The organism is Stenotrophomonas sp. Pemsol (assembly GCF_003586545.1).
GTDB lineage: Bacteria > Pseudomonadota > Gammaproteobacteria > Xanthomonadales > Xanthomonadaceae > Stenotrophomonas > Stenotrophomonas sepilia.
On sequence record NZ_CP025780.1, the window covers coordinates 1,312,482 to 1,336,353 of the forward strand.

25 protein-coding genes are annotated in these 23,872 nt (G+C 67.0%); 17 read left to right on the plus strand and 8 right to left on the minus strand.

The annotated features are described in order from the left end of the window. Positions 1 to 22: 22 nt before the first annotated feature. The 4 genes from panB (at position 23) to pgi (ending at position 3,727) form a co-directional block, all read left to right on the plus strand. Positions 23 to 838 carry a 3-methyl-2-oxobutanoate hydroxymethyltransferase gene (gene panB / locus PEM_RS06090; protein ID WP_049439732.1) on the plus strand — a complete coding sequence of 272 codons (816 nt, stop codon included), beginning with the start codon at positions 23 to 25 and terminating at the stop codon, positions 836 to 838. Beyond that, positions 835 to 1,674 (plus strand): pantoate--beta-alanine ligase, encoded by an 840-nt coding sequence (gene panC / locus PEM_RS06095; RefSeq protein ID WP_111129116.1) that lies wholly within the window; start codon positions 835 to 837, stop codon positions 1,672 to 1,674. Before panB ends, panC begins: the two co-directional genes overlap by 4 nt. 161 nt (positions 1,675 to 1,835) lie before the next feature. Further along, positions 1,836 to 2,216, plus strand: coding sequence for an aspartate 1-decarboxylase (gene panD, locus PEM_RS06100; RefSeq protein ID WP_005409061.1), 381 nt, complete (start codon positions 1,836 to 1,838; stop codon positions 2,214 to 2,216). Then, positions 2,213 to 3,727, plus strand: coding sequence for a glucose-6-phosphate isomerase (gene pgi / locus PEM_RS06105; protein WP_111129115.1), 1,515 nt, complete (start codon positions 2,213 to 2,215; stop codon positions 3,725 to 3,727). Before panD ends, pgi begins: the two co-directional genes overlap by 4 nt. 87 nt (positions 3,728 to 3,814) lie before the next feature. Here the strand turns inward: pgi and PEM_RS06110 are convergent, their stop codons facing one another. After that, a complete protein-coding gene (locus PEM_RS06110) occupies positions 3,815 to 4,378 on the minus strand; it encodes a response regulator transcription factor (protein WP_005409063.1) in 564 nt (187 codons plus the stop codon). Continuing rightward, complete coding sequence (locus PEM_RS06115; RefSeq protein WP_005416121.1) at positions 4,375 to 5,601, minus strand: ATP-binding protein; 1,227 nt, start codon at positions 5,599 to 5,601, stop codon at positions 4,375 to 4,377. The genes PEM_RS06110 and PEM_RS06115 overlap by 4 nt, the downstream gene beginning before the upstream one ends. Positions 5,602 to 5,715: 114 nt before the next feature. Here PEM_RS06115 and ispG point away from each other — a divergent pair, with 114 nt between their 5' ends. From ispG to PEM_RS06130, 3 genes are all read left to right on the plus strand, one after another. Beyond that, positions 5,716 to 6,981, plus strand: coding sequence for a flavodoxin-dependent (E)-4-hydroxy-3-methylbut-2-enyl-diphosphate synthase (ispG, locus tag PEM_RS06120; protein WP_005416122.1), 1,266 nt, complete (start codon positions 5,716 to 5,718; stop codon positions 6,979 to 6,981). Further along, positions 6,962 to 7,741, plus strand: a complete 780-nt coding sequence (locus tag PEM_RS06125) for a phosphatase PAP2 family protein (RefSeq protein ID WP_065185210.1) — start codon at positions 6,962 to 6,964, stop codon at positions 7,739 to 7,741. The genes ispG and PEM_RS06125 overlap by 20 nt, the downstream gene beginning before the upstream one ends. A 170-nt stretch (positions 7,742 to 7,911) precedes the next feature. Next, positions 7,912 to 8,559, plus strand: coding sequence for a response regulator (locus PEM_RS06130; RefSeq protein WP_005416124.1), 648 nt, complete (start codon positions 7,912 to 7,914; stop codon positions 8,557 to 8,559). 291 nt (positions 8,560 to 8,850) lie between these two features. Here PEM_RS06130 and eda read toward each other — a convergent pair whose 3' ends face one another. The 5 genes from eda to zwf all read right to left on the minus strand — a co-directional run bounded on the left by eda (position 8,851) and on the right by zwf (position 14,928). Then, positions 8,851 to 9,510 (minus strand): bifunctional 4-hydroxy-2-oxoglutarate aldolase/2-dehydro-3-deoxy-phosphogluconate aldolase, encoded by a 660-nt coding sequence (gene eda, locus PEM_RS06135; RefSeq protein WP_049400946.1) that lies wholly within the window; start codon positions 9,508 to 9,510, stop codon positions 8,851 to 8,853. 283 nt (positions 9,511 to 9,793) lie between these two features. Next, positions 9,794 to 11,710, minus strand: a complete 1,917-nt coding sequence (gene edd, locus PEM_RS06140; protein ID WP_005416126.1) for a phosphogluconate dehydratase — start codon at positions 11,708 to 11,710, stop codon at positions 9,794 to 9,796. A gap of 58 nt (positions 11,711 to 11,768) precedes the next feature. Then, the gene (pgl, locus tag PEM_RS06145) at positions 11,769 to 12,491 is read right to left on the minus strand and encodes a 6-phosphogluconolactonase (RefSeq protein WP_005416127.1); all 723 of its coding nucleotides are present in this window, start codon (positions 12,489 to 12,491) and stop codon (positions 11,769 to 11,771) included. Beyond that, entirely contained in the window at positions 12,488 to 13,495 is a 1,008-nt protein-coding gene (glk, locus tag PEM_RS06150; RefSeq protein ID WP_005416128.1) for a glucokinase, read from the minus strand. The genes pgl and glk overlap by 4 nt, the downstream gene beginning before the upstream one ends. After that, positions 13,492 to 14,928: a glucose-6-phosphate dehydrogenase gene (gene zwf, locus PEM_RS06155; RefSeq protein WP_005416129.1), complete on the minus strand. Its 1,437-nt coding sequence runs from the start codon at positions 14,926 to 14,928 to the stop codon at positions 13,492 to 13,494. Before zwf ends, glk begins: the two co-directional genes overlap by 4 nt. Before the next feature lie 352 nt (positions 14,929 to 15,280). Here zwf and ugpC point away from each other — a divergent pair, with 352 nt between their 5' ends. Continuing rightward, entirely contained in the window at positions 15,281 to 16,363 is a 1,083-nt protein-coding gene (gene ugpC, locus PEM_RS06160) for a sn-glycerol-3-phosphate ABC transporter ATP-binding protein UgpC (protein WP_065179413.1), read from the plus strand. Positions 16,364 to 16,476: 113 nt separating this feature from the next. Here ugpC and PEM_RS06165 read toward each other — a convergent pair whose 3' ends face one another. Further along, complete coding sequence (locus PEM_RS06165) at positions 16,477 to 17,352, minus strand: folate-binding protein YgfZ (protein WP_111129113.1); 876 nt, start codon at positions 17,350 to 17,352, stop codon at positions 16,477 to 16,479. Between the two features lie 39 nt (positions 17,353 to 17,391). Here PEM_RS06165 and PEM_RS06170 point away from each other — a divergent pair, with 39 nt between their 5' ends. The 9 genes from PEM_RS06170 to lolD all read left to right on the plus strand — a co-directional run bounded on the left by PEM_RS06170 (position 17,392) and on the right by lolD (position 23,786). Further along, a complete protein-coding gene (locus tag PEM_RS06170; protein ID WP_005409075.1) occupies positions 17,392 to 17,562 on the plus strand; it encodes a DUF1674 domain-containing protein in 171 nt (56 codons plus the stop codon). Positions 17,563 to 17,618: 56 nt separating this feature from the next. Continuing rightward, positions 17,619 to 18,011: a succinate dehydrogenase, cytochrome b556 subunit gene (sdhC, locus tag PEM_RS06175; protein WP_005416132.1), complete on the plus strand. Its 393-nt coding sequence runs from the start codon at positions 17,619 to 17,621 to the stop codon at positions 18,009 to 18,011. After that, a complete protein-coding gene (gene sdhD, locus PEM_RS06180; RefSeq protein ID WP_111129111.1) occupies positions 18,008 to 18,394 on the plus strand; it encodes a succinate dehydrogenase, hydrophobic membrane anchor protein in 387 nt (128 codons plus the stop codon). Before sdhC ends, sdhD begins: the two co-directional genes overlap by 4 nt. A gap of 31 nt (positions 18,395 to 18,425) precedes the next feature. Further along, a complete protein-coding gene (sdhA, locus tag PEM_RS06185; RefSeq protein WP_014036803.1) occupies positions 18,426 to 20,216 on the plus strand; it encodes a succinate dehydrogenase flavoprotein subunit in 1,791 nt (596 codons plus the stop codon). Positions 20,217 to 20,282: 66 nt separating this feature from the next. Continuing rightward, positions 20,283 to 21,068 carry a succinate dehydrogenase iron-sulfur subunit gene (locus PEM_RS06190; protein ID WP_005409079.1) on the plus strand — a complete coding sequence of 262 codons (786 nt, stop codon included), beginning with the start codon at positions 20,283 to 20,285 and terminating at the stop codon, positions 21,066 to 21,068. A 98-nt stretch (positions 21,069 to 21,166) separates the two neighbouring features. Next, the gene (locus PEM_RS06195; protein ID WP_005416134.1) at positions 21,167 to 21,415 is read left to right on the plus strand and encodes a succinate dehydrogenase assembly factor 2; all 249 of its coding nucleotides are present in this window, start codon (positions 21,167 to 21,169) and stop codon (positions 21,413 to 21,415) included. Continuing rightward, positions 21,366 to 21,815 (plus strand): hypothetical protein, encoded by a 450-nt coding sequence (locus PEM_RS06200; protein ID WP_095377449.1) that lies wholly within the window; start codon positions 21,366 to 21,368, stop codon positions 21,813 to 21,815. The genes PEM_RS06195 and PEM_RS06200 overlap by 50 nt, the downstream gene beginning before the upstream one ends. Positions 21,816 to 21,838: 23 nt before the next feature. After that, positions 21,839 to 23,080, plus strand: a complete 1,242-nt coding sequence (locus PEM_RS06205) for a lipoprotein-releasing ABC transporter permease subunit (RefSeq protein WP_111129109.1) — start codon at positions 21,839 to 21,841, stop codon at positions 23,078 to 23,080. Continuing rightward, positions 23,073 to 23,786 (plus strand): lipoprotein-releasing ABC transporter ATP-binding protein LolD, encoded by a 714-nt coding sequence (gene lolD, locus PEM_RS06210; RefSeq protein WP_032954095.1) that lies wholly within the window; start codon positions 23,073 to 23,075, stop codon positions 23,784 to 23,786. The genes PEM_RS06205 and lolD overlap by 8 nt, the downstream gene beginning before the upstream one ends. The last annotated feature ends 86 nt before the right edge of the window (positions 23,787 to 23,872 follow it).

Consider the following 23,872-nt stretch of genomic DNA (forward strand, 5'->3'; position numbering starts at 1 on the left):
TATCTCCCCCGGTTATCAGCACATGAGCACCCACGCAGACAGCAAGCCCTGGACCGTTCCCGCCCTGGCCGAGGCCAAGCGCAATGGCCAGAAGCTGGTCATGTTGACCGCCTACGACGCCGGCTTCGCCCGCACCTTCGATGCCAACGGCGTCGATCTGATCCTGATCGGCGATTCGCTGGGCATGGTCGTGCAGGGTCATGATTCGACCCTGCCGGTGACCGTGGCCGACATGGTCTACCACACCCGCGCCGTGGCCCGCGTGCTGCAGCGTGCGCTGCTGGTGGCCGACCTGCCGTTCGGTGCCGATGCCACCCCGGAACGCGCGCTGGATGCCTCGCTGCAGCTGCTGCAGGCCGGTGCCGAGATGGTCAAGATCGAAGGTGCCGGCTTCAAGGTCGACATCATCCGCTACCTGGTCGAGCGCGAGATTCCGGTCTGCGCGCACCTGGGCCTGACCCCGCAGTCGGTGCTGCGCCTGGGCGGCTTCAAGATCCAGGGCCGCGGCGATGCTGCGCGCCAGCTGGTGGAGGATGCCAAGGCCGTGGCCGCCGCAGGCGCCAGCATCATGGTGCTTGAATGCGTGCCGACCCCCGTCGCGGCCGAAGTGACCGCTGCGGTGGATGTGCCGACCATCGGTATCGGTGCTGGCCCGCAGTGCGATGGCCAGGTGCTGGTGCTGCACGATTTCCTCGGCCTGGACAGTGGCCATCGCCGTCCCAAGTTCGTCAAGGATTTCCTTGCCGAAGGCGGCTCGGTGGCCGGTGCCACCCGCGCGTTTGCCGACGCCGTGCGCGACGGCAGCTTCCCCGACGAACAGCACGCGTACGCCCAATGATCCAGACCTTCAACGAGCTCGGCGCGCTGCGCGGGCAGATCGCCCAGTGGAAGCGCGAGGGCCTGCGCGTGGCGCTGGTGCCGACCATGGGCAACCTGCATGGGGGCCACCACTCGCTGGTGGCCCTGGCCCGCCAGTATGCCGACAAGGTGGTGGCGAGCATCTTCGTCAACCCGACCCAGTTCGGGCCGAACGAGGACTTCAGCCGCTACCCGCGCACGCCCGAGGCCGACGTTGCCGGGCTGGAACAGGTCGGCTGCGATGCCGTGTGGCTGCCCAGCGTGGAGGCGATGTATCCGCTGGGCGTGGACAGGACCACGCGCATGCACGCGCCGGGTGTCAGTGAAGTGCTGGAAGGCGCCAGCCGCCCGGGCCACTTCGATGGCGTGTGCACGGTGGTGGCGCGCCTGTTCCTGCAGGTGCAGCCGGACGTGGCCGTGTTCGGCCGCAAGGACTACCAGCAGCTTGCCGTGATCAGGCAGATGGTGGCCGAGCTGTCGTTCCCGATCCAGATTGTTGGTGCGGAGATCGTGCGCGACGAGGATGGCCTGGCCAAGAGCTCGCGCAACCAGTACCTGAGCGCCGAACAGCGTCCGGTCGCGACCACCATCCACCGCACCCTGCTGGGGATGCGCGAGGGCTACGTGGCCGGGCAGGCACGTGATCGCATCGAGGCCGAGGCCACTGCCGCATTGCAGGCGGCCGGTTTCCAGGTTGACTACGCGGTGCTGCGCACTCCGGAGCTGGCCGAGCCGACCTTCGACGGCGGCGGCCGGGTGGCGCTGATCGCCGCACGGCTGGGTACCACCCGGCTGATCGACAACCTGGAGTTCTGAACTCCGGCGGCGCCGCGCGATGCATGGGGTCAGATCCCTTTCCCAGGGGAAAAGGGATCCGCCCCTGGTTTCACCGCCTACCTGAACAGGTTGCCGGCCGTAATGCCCGGCGCTGTGCGGGTGCTAGAATCCGCTCTTTCCTTTGCCGTTGCAGCGCCCCCATGCACCTGTCCCTGCTCAAGACCAAGATCCACCGCGCCACCGTCACCCATTCCGAGCTGAACTACGAAGGCTCGATCGCCATCGATGACAACCTGCTGGCTGCCACTGGCATCCGCGAGTTCGAACAGGTGCACATCTGGGACGTGACCAACGGTGCGCGCTTCTCGACCTATGCCATCCGCGCCGAAGCCGGCAGCGGCGTTGTCTCGCTCAACGGTGGCGCCGCGCGCCACGTGCAGGTCGGTGACATCATCATCATCGCCGCGTTCGCCAGCATGACCGAGCAGGAAGCTGACAGCTTCAAGCCGAAGCTGGTGTACGTTGATGGCAAGAACCAGATCACCCACACCAACGACACGATCCCGACCCAGGCCGCATGACAACGAACAACGGATTCGACTCGCTGCACTCCCACGCCCAGCGCCTGAAGGGCGCAAGCATTCCCAGTCTGCTCGCCGCCGAACCCGGCCGCGTGCAGGACCTGGCGCTGCGGGTCGGTCCGTTGTACGTCAACTTCGCCCGGCAGAAATACGATGCCGCGGCGCTGCAGGCGTTGCTGGCGCTGGCTGCCGAGCGTGATGTCGGTGGTGCCATCACCCGCCTGTTCCGCGGCGAGCAGGTCAATCTGACCGAAGGTCGCGCCGCGCTGCACACCGCGCTGCGTGGCGATGTGGTCGATGCGCCGGTGGCAGCCGAGGCCTATGCCACCGCGCGTGGCATCCGCCAGCGCATGGGCGTGCTGGTGCGCGCGCTGGAAGACAGCGGCGTGACCGATGTGGTCAGTGTCGGCATCGGGGGTTCCGACCTCGGCCCGCGCCTGGTCGCCGATGCGCTGCGCCCGGTCACCGGTGCGCGCCTGCGCGTGCATTTCGTGTCGAACGTGGACGGCGCCGCCATGCAGCGCACGCTGGCCACGCTGGATCCGGCGAAGACCGCCGGCATCCTCATCTCCAAGACCTTCGGCACGCAGGAAACGCTGCTCAACGGCCAGATCCTGCACGACTGGTTGGGTGGCAGCGAGCGCCTGTATGCGGTCAGCGCCAATCCGGAGCGCGCCGCCAAGGCCTTCGCGATCGCCGCCGATCGCGTGCTGCCGATGTGGGACTGGGTCGGTGGCCGTTATTCGCTGTGGTCGGCGGTCGGTTTCCCGATTGCGCTGGCAATCGGCTTCGAACGTTTTGAACAGTTGCTGGAAGGCGCGGCGCAGATGGATGCGCATGCGCTGGATGCACCGCTGGAGCGCAACCTGCCGGTGCTGCACGGCCTCACCGACATCTGGAACCGCAACCTGCTGGGCCATGCTACGCACGCGGTGATGACCTACGACCAGCGCCTGGCGCTGCTGCCGGCTTACCTTCAGCAGCTGGTGATGGAAAGCCTGGGCAAGCGCGTGCAGCGCGACGGCCAGCCGGTCACCGTCGACACCGTGCCGGTGTGGTGGGGTGGGGCGGGCACCGATGTGCAGCACAGCTTCTTCCAGGCGTTGCACCAGGGCACCAGCGTCGTTCCGGCCGACTTCATCGGCTGTGTGCACAACGATGATCCCTATACGATCAATCACCAGGCCTTGCTGGCCAACCTGCTGGCGCAGACCGAAGCGCTGGCCAATGGCCAGGGCAGCGAAGATCCGCACCGCGACTACCCGGGGGGCCGGCCGAGCACGCTGATCCTGCTCGACGCGCTGACCCCGCAGGCGCTGGGTGCACTGATCGCCATGTACGAGCACGCTGTGTACGTGCAGTCGGTGATCTGGAACATCAACGCCTTCGACCAGTTCGGTGTCGAACTGGGCAAGCAGCTGGCCAGTGGCCTGCTGCCGGCGCTGCAGGGCGAGGATGTGGCGGTTGCCGACCCGATGACCCGCGAGATCCTGGCGCAGCTGAAGGGCTGATGCCCGGGTAGTGCCGGCCGCTGGCCGGCATTCCGGTGACGTGCCCAGCGTTCATGAGGTTGCCGGCCAGCGGCCGGTACTACCGCGTCACCGGCTCGGATCGCGTTCCGGGCTGGGCCGCTTGGCCAGCTTGCGCTGCAGTGAGCGCCGGTGCATGCCGAGCAGGCGTGCGGCCGCTGACACGTTGCCGCCGGTCTCGTGCATCGCCTGCTGGATGTGTTCCCACTGCAGGCGGCTGATCGGCGTCATCGCATCGGGCACTTCCATTTCGCCATCGTCGGCCGGGCCGTCGTCCTCTTCACCGAGGGCGCGCAGGATCATCGGCACCGTGGCCGGCTTCGGCAGGTAATCATCCGCGCCCAGCTTGATCGCCTCCACTGCGGTGGCGATGCTGGCATAGCCGGTCACCAGCAGGATGCGCATGTCCGCGCGCAGTGCGCGCAGCGGCTGGATCAGCGCCAGGCCGGAATCGCTGCCCAGCTTCAGGTCGATCAGCGCGAACGCCGGCGGATGCTGGCGGGCCAGTGCCAGGGCACTGGCGGCATCCTGTGCGGTCTGTGTTTCCAGGCCCTTGCGGGCCAGGCTGCGCTGCAGGGTGCGCAGGTACAGCTCGTCGTCGTCGACCAGCAGACCAAGGGTTGAGGCGCTCATGGGGTTTCCTCGCGTGGGGCCAGCGGCAGGCGGAAGCCGACGCGGCTGCCGGCCCCCTGGGCCGGGCGCATCCACATCTCGCCGTCGAGGCGTTCGATGGTGGCATGGGACAGGGCCAGGCCGACGCCCATGCCCTCGCTCTTGCTGCTGCCGAACAGCTTGCCCGGCAGCACGGCGGCACGGGCGTCGAAACCATGGCCGTAGTCGCGTACTTCGCCGATCAGGTCGTCGCCCTCGATGCGCAGGTCCAGGTCCACACGCGGCCGGCCGGCCTTCTCGCCGGCATCGGCGGCATTGTTGAGCAGGACCATCAACAGATGGCCTACGCCCGGGTCGAGCGGCAGCCGCAGCGGCGCATCGTCATTGCGGTGCAGGTCGATGGTCGGCCGCACCAGGCGCCATTGTTCAAGTACCTGCTGGGCGCTGGAATGGCTGCGGCCCGGCGCGTCGGCCGAGGCTGGTGCGGCCAGCGCCAGCACACGTTCCCGGCACTGCACCAGCAGCTCGCGCAGGGTTTCCATGTCTTCGCGCACTTCAGGCTCTTCGCTGCGCTCGGCGACATCGTCGGCGAGCAGGGTCATGGTCGCCAGCGGTGTGTTCAGCTCATGCGCGACCGAGGCGGCATGGGTGGCCAGGGCGACGATGCCCTCGTTGCGGGCGAAGCGCTCACGCAGCGCCGACAGTTCCAGTTCGCGCTCCCGCAGGGCCAGTGCCAGGCGGGTGGAGAAGGCCAGCACCACTGTGGCGGAAATCAGGAAGTTTGCGACCACGCCCCAGCGATTGAGGTCCTGAGAGCGGAAGTAGCCGTCCGGCAGCGCCTGCCCGAAAATGCCGCTGGCGGCGTAGCCGAGCAGGCAGGCCAGCGCGACCGCCAATGCCCAGCGCAGGGGCAGGGCGAAGGCGGCCAGCGCGATCAGGATCAGGAACAGTGAACTGAACGGGTTGGCCATGCCGCCGCTCCAGCCCACCATCCAGGTCAGGATGATCACGTCCACCAGGATATGGCCGAATGCGGTCAGCGGCGCAGTGTCGGCCGCTTCCGGGCGCAGCTGGGTATAGACGTTGAACAGGGCCAGCACCGCCACGCCGGCCCACAACGGCAGCTGCGGCAACGGCAGGCCCAGCACCCAGGTCGCGACCAGGATGGTGGCGGCCTGGCCGCCTACGGCAAGCCAGCGCAGGCTGCACAGGGTACGGAGAAACGGGGCGTCGGGACCGGTCATTCACGCTCATCGTATGCGTTCATGCGTGTACATGCCTGCGACAATCGGCCGCAGCCGTGCCGTAGGCTGAATGCGAGTCACCCCGAATGCGGGAGTGGGCGGTAGAATGCGCCCATGCATGACGCCGTCACCCGCCCGACTCCCCCCTCCGATGCCACCGCCTGGCCCCGCCGCCAGACCCATGCCGTCCAGATCGGCGGGGTCACCGTAGGCGGAGGCAAGCCGGTGGTGGTGCAGTCGATGACCAACACCGAGACCTCCGACGTGGCCTCCAGCGTGAAGCAGGTGGCCGAGTTGTGGCGTGCAGGTTCGGAGATGGTGCGGTTGACCGTCAACACCGTGGAAGCCGCTGCGGCCATTCCGCGCATCGTCGACAAGCTGGCGATGATGGGTATCGATGTACCGCTGATCGGTGACTTCCACTACAACGGCCACCAGCTGCTCACTGCCGAACCGGCATGTGCGGAAGCGTTGGCCAAGTACCGCATCAACCCGGGCAATGTCGGCTTCGGCAAGAAGAAGGACCTGCAGTTCGCCCAGTTGATCGAGTTCGCGATCCGCTACAACAAGCCGGTGCGCATCGGTGCCAACTGGGGCTCGCTGGACCAGGCCCTGGCGGCCAGGCTGATGGACGAGAACAACCTGCGCGAGCAGCCCTGGGACGCCGGCCGCGTGCTGCGTGAGGCGCTGATCCGTTCGGCGCTGGATTCGGCCGAGCAGGCCGTGGAACTGGGCCTGCCGCGCGATCGGATCGTGCTGTCGGCCAAGGTCAGTGGCGTGCAGGAACTGATCGCGGTGTACCGCGACCTGGCGCAGCGCTCGGACTTCGCCCTGCACCTGGGCCTGACCGAAGCCGGTATCGGCAGCAAGGGCATCGTCGCCTCGTCGGCAGCGCTGAGCGTGCTGCTGCAGGAAGGCATCGGTGACACTATCCGCATCTCGCTGACCCCGGAACCGGGCCAGTCGCGCACGCAGGAAGTGATCGTCGCCCAGGAACTGCTGCAGACCACCGGCCAGCGCGCCTTCACGCCGCTGGTCACGGCCTGCCCGGGCTGCGGCCGCACCACCTCCGAGTTCTTCCAGGAACTGGCCAAAGTGGTGCAGAACCATGTGCGCGAGAAGATGCCGCTGTGGAAGATCCACCACCCGGGTGCGGAGAACATGACCCTGGCGGTGATGGGCTGCATCGTCAATGGGCCGGGTGAGTCGCGCCATGCCAACATCGGCATCTCCCTGCCGGGCACGGGCGAGACGCCGGCAGCACCGGTATTCGTCGATGGCGAGAAGAAGGTGACCCTGCGTGGCGACAACATCGCCCAGGAGTTCGTCGCCCTGATCGACGATTACGTCGAACACAAATATGTCCGAAGCGCCGGATAAGCCTGCGATCCTCGCCGCTCCGGAGTCGGCCTCCGGTTTCCGCCACTGGATGGCGCGCAACGCCTGGCGCCTGGTCCTGCTGTTCGGTGGCGTACTGCTGCCGTTGGCGGGCTTCGTCGCCCTGGCTGACGAAGTGCACGAATTTGAATCGTTCCATTTCGATGCGCCGCTGCTGTGGCAGATGCATGGCCTGCATTCGCCATGGCTGGACCGCTTCTTCGTGCTCATCTCGAAACTGGGCTACGAGTGGTTCCTGATCCCTGCTGACGTGCTGATCATCGGTGCGCTGCTGGGCTACCGGCGCTGGCGCGAGGCGACCTTTGTCGCGGTCAGTTTCGTGGGATCGGCGTTGCTGAACATGGGCAGCAAGCACTTCTTCCAGCGCCAGCGCCCCAGCCTGTGGGAGTCGATTGCGCCGGAATCGACGTTCAGCTTCCCCAGCGGGCACGCCATGGGCTCGATGACCCTTGCCGCGACCCTGGTGCTGCTGGCCTGGAATACCCGCTGGCGCTGGCCGGTACTGCTGCTGGCGCCCCCGTTCAGCCTGCTGGTGAGCGTCTCACGGGTCTATCTGGGCGTGCATTATCCCTCGGACATCCTGGCCGGATGGTGTGCCGCGCTGGTTTGGGTGGTAGGGTGCTATCTGGTCATGTTCAGTCGCCGGCATCCTTGGCGACATCGGGATTCGCCGCCAGCGACGGCCAGCGAAGCATCATCACAGGGGGGTGACGTGGATGACCCTTCCGGGGCGTCTACGTAATAGATCAGTTGTTTCGTTGCAGCAGGTTCTGCAAGACAGGGGGCAAGCACAACGCGCGTTACTGTGATGCGCAAGGCAGAACGCCTGGATCGCGTCCCGGACGCGCTTGCAGGGGTATCGGCGCCCTGCCTAGCTTGACCTGCAATGGCCGCATTCGAAGAGGTACGTGAATGACGATTCGAGTCTACCTGGTGGATGACCATGCGCTGGTCCGCACCGGGATGAAGATGATCCTGTCGGGGGAGACCGACATCGAGGTGGTGGGCGAAGCCGAGACGGGTGAAGACGCACTGCGCGACGTCCGCCAGCTGTTGCCGGACGTGGTGCTGTGCGACCTGCACCTGCCCGGTGTGAGTGGCATGGAAGTGACCGAGCGCATCGTCCGCAGCCACCGCAACACCCGCGTGGTGATCGTATCGGTGCTGGAAGACGGGCCGCTGCCGAAGCGCTTGCTGGAGGCGGGGGCCGCGGGCTACATCGGCAAGGGTTGCGATGCACAGGAGCTGCTGCGCGCGGTGCGCGATGTGGCCATGGGCCGTCGCTACCTGGGCACCAGCATCGCGCAGAACCTGGCCCTGTCGACGGTGGAGGGCAATGGATCGCCGTTCGACAGCCTGTCGCCGCGCGAACTGGAAGTAGCCTTGCTGCTGACCCAGGGCCTGCGCCAAGAAGACATCGCGCGGCGCCTGAGCCTGAGTGCGAAGACGGTGAACACGCACAAGGCGCGGTTGTTCGAGAAGATGGGGATCCACGACAACATCGCGCTGGCGCGCATGGCCAGCCAGTACGGGCTGGTGGATCCGGCGCGGCCGTTGTAAGGGTTTCGGCCAACGGCTGAGCCCCTCGCGGTGGTGCGGTTGGATTTCTGGGGTTGGCCCTGCGGAGGGACCGCGCAGGGGACGCCGTGAATCCATCCCTGAAGGCTCGGCGCGCCATCCATGGCGCTTACGCCCCTGCGCAATCCCTCCGCAGGGCTACCGACAGTTTCCGTGCGCCGCCACCGCGGAATGAAGATTGAAGAGCAGGAGCGGGTCGCGCGCTGTGCGCGCTCGCAGCCTGGGGTCGGATCCCTTTCCCGGCGGGAAAGGGCTCTGACCCCGATCTTCATGTCAGTGGCCGCGCACGCGCTTGATGATCTTCGCGGCGTCGGCGGCGCTGGCGCGCACCTTGTCCCATTCGCCGTTGGCAATCCAGTTGCCCGGCACCATCCACGAACCACCGATGCAGACCACGTTCTTCTGCTCGAGGTACTCGGCGGCGGTATTCTCGGTGATGCCGCCGGTCGGGCACAGCTTGAGGTCGGCAACCGGGCCGGCCAGTCCCTTGATCATCGCCAGCCCGCCCACGGCTGTGGCCGGGAACAGCTTGCACACGCGGAAACCTCGGGCGTAGAGCGACAGCAGCTCGGTCGGCGTCGCCGCACCCGGCACCACCGGCAGCGGCGCAGCGGCAAGTGCATCAGCCAGCGCCGGCGGCGTCCCCGGGGTCACCAGGAAGTCAGCACCCGCATCGATCGACTGCTGCATCTGCTCCACGGTCAGCACCGTACCGGCACCCACCACCACGTCCGGCAGCTCGCGCTTGAGCATTGCCAGCGCTTCCATCGCCACCGGCGTGCGCAGCGTCAGCTCAATCGCCGGCAGACCACCTTCCAGCAGCGCCGCACTGACCGCTCGCGCCTGGTCCAGCGTATGAATCGTCACCACCGGCAGGATGCCCGCCGCATGCAACAGCTCCGCCGCCTTCACCTGATGTTGTTCGATACCCATGCTTTTGCCCTTGCCTTTGCTCTTCTTGATTCAGTGGCCGCAGCGCAAATGACGCGCCGGGAATTGTCCAAGGGCAGTAGAGCGCCCTGGCCGGGACTGTGAGCGGCATGAATGCCGCGATCGAGCCCCCATGGGTGAGGGCGCTTTGCTTGCGAAGCACCGCTTTGCAAGCGCCCGAACGCCCAACCGCCAGCGGTTGGGCCGGCCCCGTAGGGGGTTTACGGCGTGTCCCGGCCAGGGCGCTCTACTGCCCAAGCCGGGAAGCCTGTCGCGGCTTTTCGCGTCAGGCGTCTTTCGCCTCATGCGGCGCCGCCGCCGCTGCGGCATCGTGCCCCAGCTCATACTCCGCGTCGTACTCCCACGGCCCGCCATCGGCCGCCGCCGGCCCGCACGAAATCGAAATCGCGCCCTGGTCGGCCGGGCCCACCACGCGACGGTTGATCGCGAACAGGTTGCGGCCCAGGTCATGCGCGGCCGGCGCGGTGTTCGGCGCCAGCGGACGTGCTGCCCATTCCGCCGCGTCCACCAGCACTTCCAGCGTGCCGGCCTCGCCGTCGAGGCGGATCATGTCGCCCTCGCGGACCTTGGCCAGCGGGCCACCACGCGCCGCTTCCGGCGTCACATGGATGGCCGCCGGGATCTTGCCCGACGCACCGGACAGGCGGCCGTCGGTGACCAGCGCCACGCGCCGGCCCTGGTTCTGCAGCAGGCCCAGCAGCGGTGCCAGCGAATGCAGTTCGGGCATGCCGTTGGCACGCGGGCCCTGGTAGCGCACCACCGCCACGAAGTCCTGCGGCAGCAGGCCACCGGCGTGCAGCTTGTTCAATACCTGCGGTGCATCGACCACCACCGCAGGTGCTTCGATCGTCCGGTACTGCGGTTTCACCGCCGACAGCTTGATCAGCGACTTGCCGAGGTTGCCACGCAGCAGGCGCAGGCCACCCTGGTGCTCGAACGGATTGTCGACGCCACGAACCACTTCGTCATCGGCGCTGTGTTCCAGGCCCGGCAGGTAGACCAGCCGGCCGTCACGCAGTTGCGGCTCGCGCGCATAGTCGGACATGCCGCCACGCGCGACGCTGACCAGATCGCCGTGCATCAGGCCCGCCTTGATCAGCTCGCCGAACACGAAGGCCGGGCCGCCAGCGGCCGCGAAACGGTTCACGTCGGCCTCGCCGTTCGGGTAGACACGGGCCAGCAGCGGAATCAGCTGCGACAGTTCGTCGAAGTCGTCCCAGGTCAGCACGATGCCGGCCGCACGCGCCACCGCGATCCAGTGGATGGTGTGGTTGGTCGAACCGCCAGTGGCCATCAGCGCGATGACCGCGTTGATGATCGCGCGCTCGTCGATGATCCGGCCCAGCGGGCGGAAGTCGTCGCCCAGTGCGGTGATGTCCAGCGCGCGTTCGGTTGCCTCGCGGGTCAGGGCGTCGCGCAGCGGCGTGCCCGGATTGACGAACGATGCGCCCGGCAACTGCACGCCCATGGCTTCCAGCAGCACCTGGTTGGAGTTGGCCGTGCCGTAGAAGGTGCAGGTGCCCGCACCGTGGTACGACGCGGACTCGGCTTCCAGCAGCTCCTCGCGGGTGGCCTCACCGGCGGCGTAGCGCTCGCGCACTTCGGCCTTCTGCTTGTTCGGGATGCCCGGGGTCATCGGGCCGGCCGGTACGAACACCGCCGGCAGATGGCCGAAGGCCAGCGCACCGATCAGCAGGCCCGGCACGATCTTGTCGCACACGCCGAGGTAGACGGTGGTATCGAACATGTCATGGCTGAGGCCGATGGCCGTGGCCTGGGCAATGACATCGCGCGAGAACAGCGACAGCTCCATGCCACCACGGCCCTGGGTGACACCGTCGCACATCGCAGGGACGCCGCCGGCGACCTGTGCGGTGGCGCCCAGCTCGCGGGCGATGTCGCGGATCTGTTCGGGATAGGTCTCGAACGGCTGGTGGGCCGACAGCATGTCGTTGTAGGCGGTGATGATGCCCAGGTTCGGCGTCACGCCGCCGCGCAGGCGGCTCTTGTCGGTGCCGCCGCAGGCGGCGAACCCGTGGGCGAGGTTGCCGCAACTCAGGCGGCTGCGGAACGGGCCCTCACGCAGGGAGGCATCGATCGCGGCCAGATAGGCGGCGCGCGAGGCGGCGCTGCGGCGGATGACGCGCTCAGTGATGGCTTGCAGTTGAGGATGGAGGCTCATTGGCTACCGGCGTTCATGGTGGCGAGAGGCAAGCGGCGGCACGGCGCCGCCGCCGACATCAATCAGCCCAGTGGACGCGCAGGCGCGCGCCTTCCAGGTTGATCGCATTGAGGATCGGGTACTGCTGGGCGTCGTTGCTGTCCAGCGCCTGGCGCAGTACCTGCAGCTTCTGCTTGCCACGCAGCAGCAGCAGGCGCTGGCGGCACTGGCGCAGGCCGTGCGGGGTCAGCGTGATGCGCAGCGGCCACTGGTTCGCGCCTGGGCAGCCGGTGGCATCCAGCGCGGCATAGGGCAGGGTACTTTCCAGTGCGCGTGCGAGGTCTTTCGAGCCCGGGAACAGCGAGGCGGTGTGCCCGTCGTTGCCCATGCCCAGCGCTACCAGGCTCGGCGGCTGGCTGTGCTGCGCCTGCAGGTTGGCGGTGTACACGCATTCGGGCAGTGGCTTGCCGATCCGTACCAGCGGATCGAAGTGGGCGCCCTCGGTGCGCTTGAGCAGGTGCTCGCGCACCAGCCAAGCGTTGCTGTCGCGATCCTGCGGCGACAGCCAGCGCTCGTCGGCCAGGCTCACTTCAACCCGGTCCCAGTGCACGTCCAGCTCGGCCAGTGCCTGGTAGACCGGGGCCGGCGTGGTGCCGCCGGACAACAGGATGCGGGCGCGGCCCACTTCATTGATGTCGTGGTTGAGGGTGCGTGCCATCTCAGCGGCCACCGCTTCGATCCAGCCGTCGGCGTCGCTGTGCTGGATGAACTCGATGCGGTTGTCGTGGAAGCTGGGGTTCATGCGGCAACTCCTGGTGCGTCACGTTCGGCGTCGGTGGCATAGGCGGCGGCGCCCAGCAGTCCGGCGTGGGGATGCATCACCGCCAACGAGGGCACGCGCGCCATGATCGAGGAGAAGCGGCCCTTGTGTTCGAAGCGCTGGCGGAAACCGGAGTGCTGCAGCGAATCGAGCATCTTCGGGGTCAGGCCTCCGGTCAGGAACACGCCATCCCAGGCGCCCTGGGTGAGCACCAGGTCACCGGCGATGGCGCCGAACACGGCGCAGAACACGTCCACGGTGCGCATTGCCTGCGGATCACCGTGCAGGGCACGGGCGGTCACGTCCACCGGCTGCAGCTGGCCCGGGTCGATACCGGCCATCTCGCACACGGCGCGGTGGATGTTGACCAGGCCAGGGCCACAGATCAGGCGCTCGTTGGAGACGCGGCCGAACTGTTCGGACAGGATCTCGAGGATGCGGATCTCTTCCGGAGTTCCCGGCGGGAAACTGACATGGCCGCCTTCGGTTTCCAGCGGATAGCAGCGGCCGTGGCGCATGATCAGGCCGCCCACGCCGAGGCCGGTACCCGGCCCGATCACTGCGTAGTTGCGCGGCTGGCCCGGCTTGCCCGGAACCCAGGCGGCACCGCCGACCTGGACCACGTCCTCGGGCTGCAGCAGTGAGATCGCCATCGCCTGTGCGGCAAAGTCGTTGATCAGGTGCAGTTCGTCGAAACCGAGCATCGCTGCGGTGCGGTTGCGCGAGATCACCCACGGATGGTTGGTGATGCGCGCTTCATCGCCATCAACGCGACCGGCCACTGCGAACACGCCGCGGCTTGCGCTGGCGCCGATCTGTTCCAGGTGGTGGCGCGCGGCATCACCCAGCGAAGGGAACTCCGCCACCGCGTATTCGCGGATGCTGTCCTTCCGCAGCGGCGCGTCCTGCGAGGTATCGGCCAGGGCGAAGCGGGCGTTGGTGCCGCCGATGTCGGCCACCAGCACCGGCTGCGAGCTGGCGCTCATGCAGACGCTCCGCTGTCCGGTGCGTCCACGCCCTGCGGCAGGAACTCGCCGGCATTGCTCGGGCCCCATTGGCCGGCGGGGTAGGGCTCCAGCGGCAGCTTGGCGTCCTTCCACGCGTCGGCGACGCTGTCGATCCAGGCCCACGCTGCACGCACTTCGTCGTCGCGCACGAACAGCGTGTGATTGCCATTGAAGGCATCCAGGAACAGGCGCTCGTAAGCGATGCGGCGATGCAGGCCGGTTGGCACTGACAGTTCCAGTTCCAGCGGATGCAGTTCCAGCGCGCCCCATTCCGGGCCGGCCAGGCTGCTCATCAGGCCCAGTTCGATGTTTTCCTGCGGCTGCAGCTGGAACACCAGGCGGTTCGGTGCGGCCTGCGCGCGCTGCGGGCGCTCGAACAGCCAATGGGTGACCGGCTTCAGCGTGACCACCACGCGGGTGGTGCGCTCGGGCAGGCGCTTGCCGGTGACCAGATGGAACGGCACGCCGCTCCAGCGCCAGTTGTCGATATGCGCGGTGACACCGGCGAAGGTTTCCACGTCGCTGCCTTCCGGCGGCTGGTAAGCCTGCGCCGGCTGGCCGTTGATGGTGCCAGCGGTGTAGCGGCCGCGGATGCTGTCACGCGCGGCGTGCTTCGCGTCGAGCGGGCGAAGGGCGCGCAGCACCTTGACCTTCTCGTCGCGGATGCGGTCGGCTTCCAGCGACGCCGGCGGCTCCATCGCCACCATGCACAGCAGCTGCAGGATGTGGCTCTGCACCATGTCGCGCAGCGCGCCGGAGCGGGCGTAGTAGGCGTCACGGCCGTCCACGCCTTCGCTCTCGGCAACCAGGATGTGCACCGATTCGATGTAGTTGCGGTTCCACACCGCTTCCAGCAGCGTATTGCCGAAGCGCAGCGCGATCAGGTTCTGCACTGCCGCCTTGCCCAGGTAGTGGTCGAGGCGGAACACGCGGTCCTCGTCGATCCACTGGCCGATGGTGCTGATGATTTCCTCGGCGCTCTCGCTGTCGCTGCCGATCGGCTTCTCCAGCATCAGGCGTGCCGGCGCGGCGAGGGCGCCGCCCTTGGCCAGGCCTTCGCAGGTGGAAATGTACAGGCCCGGCGGAATGGCGAGGTAGCTGACGCACTTGCGGTGCACCAGGTCGGAGACCGCAGCGGCAACCGAGTCGACGTCGCGCAGGTCCACCGAACGGTAGTCGATGCGGCGCAGCAGGGCAGCGATGTCGTCCTGCGTGGCCATCGGCATGGCCTGCTGCAGGCGCGGCCGCAGGATGTCATGGAAGGCTTCGGTGTCATGCCCGGACAGGGCCAGTGCGCGGATGCGGAAGTCCTCCGGCAGCAGGCCGTCGCCAAGCAGGCGAAGCAGCGAAGGGAACAGGTAGCGCTGGGCCAGATCACCTGTGGCACCGAACAGGAAGAGGGTGTCGTGCATCGCTCGAGTTTCAGATCCGGGTGACATCGTTGTCAATCGCTTCATGGCTGGGTTCGGGGGACATCCGCGCAACTGCCTGTCCGAGGTTCGTCAGGGGCGATCTCCGGGGTTGCGGAAGACCGTTCCATTCGAAACCACTACCTCGGCGGAACCTTCGTTCAACCGCCGACGCAGATCGGTGCGCACCGATCATCGGATAGTGCCACGTGAAAACGTTTACATGGCAGAATGGGCAACTGTATTCGATTGCAGTGCTCGCCGTCATGCGGCAGGCGCGCAATCATCACTGCCATCGGGAGGGCCGAGGCAGTCCCAAAAGACAGCCCGGCTTCGGGCGGACCGGATAGGTGATATGGCAAAAGTGCAGTTGCAGGGTGTGCGCAAGGTCTATGACAACGGCCAGGTCGCGGTGAAGGACGCCACCTTCGAGGTCGCCGATGGCGAGCTGATGGTGCTGGTCGGTCCGTCCGGCTGTGGCAAGTCGACCCTGTTGCGGATGGTGGCGGGCCTGGAAGAGATCAGCGGTGGCACGCTGACCATTGGTGATCGCGTGGTCAACGACGTGGCGCCGAAGGATCGCGACATCGCCATGGTGTTCCAGAGCTACGCGTTGTATCCGCACATGACCGTGGCCGAGAACCTGGCCTTCGGCCTGAAGCTGCGCGGGCATGACAAGGCAACCATCGACAAGCGCATCGCCGAAGCCGCGCAGACGCTGGGCCTGACCGAGATGATGGACAAGCTGCCCAAGGCGATGTCCGGTGGCCAGCGTCAGCGCGTGGCACTGGGCCGGGCGCTGGTGCGCGAGCCGGCGGTGTTCCTGCTCGACGAGCCGCTGTCCAACCTCGACGCCAAGCTGCGCCACAGCGTGCGCACCGAGATCGCGCAGCTGCACCGCAAGCTGGGCACCACCATGATCTACGTGACGCACGACCAGGTTGAAGCGATGACCCTGGGCCAGCGCATCGTGGTGCTGAAGGACGGCATCATCCAGCAGATCGATACGCCGATGGCGCTCTACGACCGCCCGGCCAACCTGTTCGTGGCCGGTTTCCTCGGCAGCCCGGCGATGAACGTGCTGCGCGGCACGCTGCAGGGCGATGCCGGCGGCGTGAGCGTGGTCGACGGCGAATGGCGTGCCCCCCTGGGCCAGGCGACGATCGATCCGGCATGGCTGCAGAAGCCGATCGCGGTGGGCGTGCGCCCGGAGCACCTGCAGCCGGCGGCTGCCGATGATGCGCATGCATTCACCGCGCGCATCGAAGGCATCGAACCGGTCGGCAACGAGATCTTCGTCAACATGAGCAGTGGCCAGCACGCGCTGACCATGCGCGTGGCACCACAGTCGCTGCCAGCAGTGGGCGAGCAGATCCGCGTGGCGATTCACCCGCAGGGCCTGCATTTCTTCAACGCAGAGAGCGGCGAGCGGCTCTGATTCTGTAGAGCCGAGCCCATGCTCGGCTACTTCGTTGCAGTGCGGACCAACGGTCCGCACCCACCGGGTCGGTCAGTAGATCCACGCCATGCGTGGATGAGGGCGCGTCAGATTCAGCGGGCCAGGCCATCCAGCAGCGGCACGCGCTGCGCAATGGCATCACCCACCTGCAGCTCGGCGTCGCCAGCCTCCAGCGGCAGCACCGCCAGCGCCAGGTCACCGGCTACGCTGGCGATCGTGCCCAGCGTCGCGCCGTCCTGCAGCACGCCATCGCCGGCCTGTGCCGGTGCCGCAGTATGCAGCAGCTGCACCGCGCGCTTGGCCTTGCCGAGGAAGTGGGTGCGGGCGACGATTTCCTGGCCCGGGTAGCAGCCTTTCTTCACGCTGTAGCCATTCAGGCGGTCCAGGCCCAGCTGCTGCGGGGTCCACACTTCGCGCTGGCTTTCGTCCAGGCGCGGCAATCCGTAGCGCAGGTCGGCCTGGCGCCAGGCGAGGGCGAAGGTGGCCTCATCGGTTTCGCTGCCGGATGCAACGGCAGCCGCCGCCCCGATGCGCAGGGTGCGCGGCAGGGCGTCGCTGCCCAGGTCCAGCTCCCAGCCGTCACCTGCAGCGAGCGCGATCGCGGCGCCGCTGGCAGCCTCGGGTGCAGTGAACGCACCGGCCACGGCCAGATCGCTGCGCACCTGTACCTTCACCTTGCGACGGAACACGAAGCGCTGCAGTTGCGACGCAATCGCATCGGCATCGCCGTCGGCCAGCACCAGCATCACGTGATCGTCGGCCAGCCGGAGCAGCTGGAACACTGCCAGGGTGCGGCCCTTGGCACTCAGCCAGGCGCTCCACTGCCAGTGCAGCAGGGGCAGGGCGGTGACATCGCTGCTGAATTGGGCGTGGGCGAAGGCGGCCGCATCCGGGCCCTGCAGGCTCAGCAGCTGGTGGCCGGGCAGGCGCGGATATCCGACGAAAGCAGGGGGCAGGTTGTCAGGCACGTGAACGAGGTCTAAAATTTGTGCGTTGCGAGACCGAACATGATAGGCCAAACAACCCCCACTCCCGACGACGAATCTGAAGCCCCGCTGGTCCCCGCGGCACCCGTGCCCGTGGAACAGGAAAAAGCAGAGGAATTCGGCGGCCGCGGCGGACTTGATCCGGTGCGGTATGGCGATTGGGAGAAAAACGGACGCTGCATCGATTTCTGATCAGCATTGAGCCAACGCGGCCGCGTGCCGCCCAGCCGAGACAACGAGCCCAGCGAATGGCGACCAGACAACGCCCACTTTCCCCGCACCTTCAGGTGTATCGCTGGCAGATTCAGATGGCCACCTCGATCCTGCATCGAGCCACTGGCATCTTTCTGTCTGTTGGTGCCCTCATCATCGCTGCCGGCCTGCTGGCCCTGATGATGGGGCCCGAGTCCTGGAACTGCTTCACCGGCCATGCCGGGGCCTGGTATGGCCGCGTGTTCCTGTTCGCGTGGACATGGTCGTTCGCCTATCACCTGTGCAATGGCATCCGCCATGTAGTGCAGGACTTCGCCATCGGCTTCAGCATCCCTGCCTTCATCCGCAGCAGCTGGCTGTCGGTCATCGGCAGCCTGGTGATCACCCTGCTGGTGTGGGCCTATGTGATGTTCGGAGGTGCCGCGTGAGCAAGTTCCGTACCCCGCTGAAGAACGTGCGCGGCCTGGGCTCGGCCAAGACCGGCACCGAGCACTTCGTGCACCAGCGCCTGACCGCCGCCGCGCTGGTGGTGCTGGGCATCTGGTTCCTGGTCTTCGTACTGGGCCTGCTGGGCTCGGATTACGCGACCGCCGCCGCCACCGTGGCCAAGCCGTGGAATGCAGTGCCGCTGATCGGCCTGCTGATCGCCATGTTCTGGCACGCGCAGCTCGGCATGCAGGTCGTGCTGGAAGACTACATCCACGAATCGCTGCTGGCCCTGGTGCTGCAGACCGCGGTGAAGTTCGTCGCCGTGCTCGGCATGATCGTCAGTGTGTTTGCGGTGGGCCGCATCGCCCTCGGCGTTGCCTGAGCCCAGGCACCTACACAGGAATCCAGATTAGATGTCCGCTTACAAGATCACCGAACACAAGTACGACATGGTCGTGGTCGGCGCCGGCGGTGCCGGCCTGCGCGCCACGTTCGGCCTGGCCGCCAAGGGCCTGCAGACCGTGTGCCTGACCAAGGTCTTCCCGACCCGTTCGCACACCGTCGCCGCCCAGGGCGGTATTTCGGCCGCACTCGGCAACATGGGCGAGGACGACTGGCGCTACCACTTCTTCGACACCATCAAGGGTTCGGACTGGCTGGGTGACCAGGACGCCATCGAGTACATGTGCCGTGAGGCCATCCCGGCCATCATCGAACTCGAACACTACGGCGTGCCGTTCTCGCGCACCGCCGAAGGCAAGATCTACCAGCGTCCGTTCGGTGGCATGACCACCAAGTACGGCGAAGGCCCGGCGGCGCAGCGTACCTGCGCGGCGGCCGACCGTACCGGCCACGCGATGCTGCACACCCTGTACCAGCAGTCGCTGAAGCACGATGCGCGCTTCATGATCGAGTACTTCGCGCTCGACCTGATCTTCGACGACGAAGGCGCCTGCCGCGGCGTGCTGGCCCTGGACATGTCCGATGGCACGCTGCACCTGTTCCGCGCCCAGGGCGTGGTGCTGGCCACCGGCGGCTACGGCCGTGCCTACTTCAGCGCTACCTCGGCGCACACCTGCACCGGCGACGGTGGCGGCCTGGCCATGCGTGCCGGCATCGCCATGCAGGACATGGAGTTCGTGCAGTTCCACCCGACCGGCATCTACGGCGCCGGCTGCCTGATCACCGAGGGTGTCCGCGGTGAAGGCGGCATCCTGCGCAACAGCAGCGGCGAGCGCTTCATGGAGCGCTATGCACCGCACTACAAGGACCTGGCCTCGCGCGACGTGGTCAGCCGTTCGATGACCATCGAGATCCGCGAAGGCCGCGGCGTCGGCGAGCACAAGGATCACATCCTGCTCGACCTGACCCACCTCGGCCCGGGCGTGATCGACGAGAAGCTGCCGGGCATCGCCGAGAGCGCCCGCATCTTCGCCGGCGTCGACGTGCACAAGCAGCCGATCCCGGTCATTCCGACCGTGCACTACAACATGGGCGGCATCCCGACCAACTACCACGGTGAAGTGGTGCAGAAGGTCGGCGACAACGACAACGCCGTGGTGCCGGGGCTGTACGCCATCGGCGAAGCGGCCTGCGTGTCCGTGCACGGCGCCAACCGCCTGGGCTCGAACTCGCTGCTCGACCTGGTGGTGTTCGGCCGTGCGGTGGCCAACCGCTGCGCCGAGACCATCAAGCCGGGCGCCGCGCACAAGCCGCTGCCGGCCGATGCCTGCGACAAGGCGCTGGGCCTGCTGGACAAGCTGCGCCACGCCAACGGCGATACCCCGACCTCGGTCATCCGCGACCGCATGCAGCGCACCATGCAGGCCGACGCGGCCGTCTTCCGCACCAGCCAGACGCTGAAGGAAGGCTGCGAGAAGATGGACAAGATCTTCGACTCGTTCCAGGACGTGAAGGTCTCCGACCGTTCGCTGGTCTGGAACTCGGACCTGATCGAGACCTACGAGCTGAACAACCTGCTGCTCAACGCGGTGGCGACGATCAACTCGGCTGAACAGCGCAAGGAAAGCCGTGGTGCGCATGCGCACGAGGACTATCCGGACCGCGACGACGTCAACTGGCAGAAGCACACCCTGGTCAGCGTCGACGAGAAGGGCAAGTGCAGCTTCGACTACCGTCCGGTGCACATGTACACGTTGACCGACGACGTGTCCGTGGTGCCGCCGAAGCCGCGCGTGTACTGATCCGACCCCGCCTACCATGCAATCCGCGCCCACGGGCGCGGGCCGCCTGAGCCAACGAGAGCAGCCATGGCCGAGTTTTCACTCCCCAAGAATTCCAAGATCACGAAGGGCAAGCACTTCCCCGTCAAGAACGGCGGCAAGAATGTGCGCACCTTCAAGATCTACCGCTGGAGTCCGGACGACGACAGCAACCCGCGCACCGATACCTATGAAGTCGATCTGGACGCCTGTGGCCCGATGGTCCTGGACGCCCTGATCAAGATCAAGAACGAGATCGACCCGACCCTGACCTTCCGCCGCTCCTGCCGCGAAGGCATCTGTGGTTCGTGCGCGATGAACATCGACGGCACCAACACCCTGGCCTGCACCCGAGCCATCTCGGACTGCGGCAAGAAGGAAGTGCCGATCTACCCGTTGCCGCACATGAACGTGGTCAAGGATCTGGTTCCGGACCTGACCCACTTCTACGCGCAGTACGCCTCGATCAAGCCGTGGATCCGCACCCAGACCCCGGCACCGCCGGACCGTGAGCGCCTGCAGTCGCCGGAAGACCGCAAGAAGCTCGACGGCCTGTATGAGTGCATCCTGTGCGCCTGCTGCTCGACCAGCTGCCCGAGCTACTGGTGGAACGGCGAGCGTTACCTGGGCCCGGCGATCCTGCTGCAGGCCTATCGCTGGATCATCGACTCGCGCGATGAGGACACCGGCGCGCGCCTGGACGATCTGGAAGATCCGTTCAAGCTGTACCGCTGCCACACCATCATGAACTGCGCCCGCACCTGCCCGAAGGGCCTGAACCCGGCGCTGGCGATCGCCGAGATCAAGAAGCTGATGATGGAGCGCCGCGCCTGATACAGGCCTGGCAGTACCCGGTGGAGCCACGCCACGCGAGGCTGCACCACCCAGTAGAGCCACGCCATGCGTGGCTTTGCTGTATCTGGAGAAGCACGATGGAAGACGATGTCCTGCTGAAGAAGCTGCGCTGGCGCTGCCGCCGCGGCATGCGAGAACTGGACCAGCTGTTTGGCCGCTACCTGGACCACGAATGGCGCACTGCGCCGACCGAAGAGCGCGAGGTTTTCCTGTTCCTGCTCGACTGCGAGGACGATAAGTTGTGGCGCTGGTTCATGGGCTATGAGGCCTGCCCGCATGCGCACGCGATCCCCCTCATGCAGAAGATCCTCGCCCTCAAGCCTTGAGTGGCGCCCCTCGCGGCTGCAGGCCGCCGCCCAGGTCGTGGTGCTGCTGGCCGCCCCCTGGTTGCTGCGTGCCTCCGATCTGCCTGCGCGGCTGCTGATGCCCGCGCTGCTGCTGGCCTGGGGCGTCGGGTTGGCCGAACTGGCCTGGCGCCAGCGCCGGCCGCGCGTGCAGGTGCTTCTGCCTCCGCTTCCCGGGCCACTGCAGGTGGCCGGGCGGGACGTCGATACGCCAAGGCTGGTGGTGCGTGGCCCATGGCTGTTGTTGCTGTGGCGTGAGGATCGGCGCCGCCGGCGCCTGCTGTTCTGGCCGGATGTGCTCGATTCCGGGCAGCGACGTGAACTGCGACTGGCCGTGGCCGCACGCAGCGTTTCCCGTCAGCCCCGGTCGATGGCACCATAAGCTGAATTGACCGGCGTGCCTGCATGTTCAAACCCATTCCCGTGGCCATTGGCCTGCGCTACCTGCGCGCCAAGCGCCGCAACGGCTTCATCTCCTTCATCTCGATGGCATCGATCCTGGGCATCGCGCTCGGCGTTACGGTGCTGATCACCACTCTGGCGGTGATGAGCGGTTTCCAGAAGGAAATCCGCAGCCGCCTGCTGCAGATGACCGCCCATACCACCATCAGCCGCGACGGCGAGCCGATGCCGGACTGGATGCGGGTGGTTGATGTCGCCCGCAAGGATCCGCGCGTGGCGGGTGCCGCGCCGTACATCGAGATCCAGTCGATGATCAGCGGCCCGCGCGTGCAGGGCGCGATCATCCAGGGCATCAATCCGGCGCTGGAGCCGAACGTCTCGGTGATCGACAGGAAGGTCACCAAGGGCAGCTATGACAGCCTCAAGCCGGGCAGCTTCAACCTGCTGCTGGGCAAGGAGCTGGCGATCTGGCTGGGCGTGGACGTTGGCGACCAGGTGCTGGTGACCTTTGCCGAAGTGCAGGGCACGCCGGCTGGTGCGGTGCCACGGATGAAGCGCTTCACCGTCAGCGGCATCTTCGAGGCCGGGTACAACGAGGTCGATCGCGGCGTCGGCTTCGCCAACATGCAGGACCTTGAGCGCGTGCTGCGTAGCGACGGCGCCACCGGCGTGCGGCTGAAGCTGCACGACATGGACCGTTCGCTGGAAGTAGGCGTGGACCTGGCGCAGAGCCTCGGTGGCGCCTACCGCGTGAGTGACTGGACGCAGCAGAACGCCAACCTCTACCACTCGCTGCGCATGGAGAAGGTGGTGATGGGCATCCTGCTGTCGCTGATCATCGCCATGGGAGCCTTCAACCTGGTGTCCTCGCAGGTGATGCTGGTGACCGACAAGCAGGCCGACATTGCCATCCTGCGCACCCTGGGCCTGACCCCGGGCGGAGTGATGCAGGTGTTCATGGTGCAAGGCTCGTTGATCGGCATCTTCGGCACGCTGGCCGGCCTGATCGGTGGCATCACCCTGACCCTCAACCTGGAACGCATCCTCGGCGCCATCGAGAGCGTGTTCAACGTCAAGCTGCTGCCGGAGGATGTGTACTACATCACCGGCCTGCCGACCGACATGCAGACCGGCGACGTGGTGGCGATCACAGTGGTCGCGCTGCTGATGAGCTTCCTGGCCACCCTGTATCCCGCCTGGCGGGCAGCACGCACCCAGCCGGCGGAGGCCCTGCGTTATGAATAAGGTCGTCAACCGCGGCGATGAAGTGATCCGCGCCGAAGCGCTGGGCAAGACCTATGCCGAAGGGCGCATGCAGACGCCGGTGTTCGATGGGCTGGACCTGACCGTGACTGCTGGCGAGACGGTGGCGATCATCGGTGCCTCCGGTGCCGGCAAGAGCACGCTGCTGCACCTGCTGGGCGGCCTGGACATTCCGACTGCCGGCGAAGTGTATGTGACCGGCCAGCGCATGTCGGCGCTGTCGGATACCGCGCGCGGTCTGCTGCGCAACCAGGCGCTGGGCTTCGTCTACCAGTTTCACCACCTGCTGCCGGAATTCACCGCGCTGGAAAACGTGATGATGCCGGTGCTGCTGGCCGGCACGGCCGTGGCCGAGGCGAGCAGCCGGGCGACCACGCTGCTGGAAGCGGTCGGCCTCGGCCATCGCCTGGACCACAAGCCGGGCGAGCTGTCCGGCGGCGAACGCCAACGTGCCGCAGTGGCGCGTGCGCTGGTCAACCATCCGGCCTGCGTGCTCGGCGACGAGCCGACCGGCAACCTGGATGACCGCACCGCCGGCACCGTGTTCGAGCTGATGCTGGAACTCAACCGCGCGCGCCATACCAGCCTGGTGCTGGTGACCCACGACCGCAGCCTGGCGCGGCGCCTGGACCGGGTGCTGGAGCTGCGCGAAGGGCGCCTGCACGCGCTGGCCCACGCCGACGTCTGAGCGCTGGGACCGCTTTGGTAGAGGCCGGCCTTGGTCGGCTGCTCCTGCAGGGCAAGCGCCAACCAAGGTTGGCGTCTCCCGTGGTC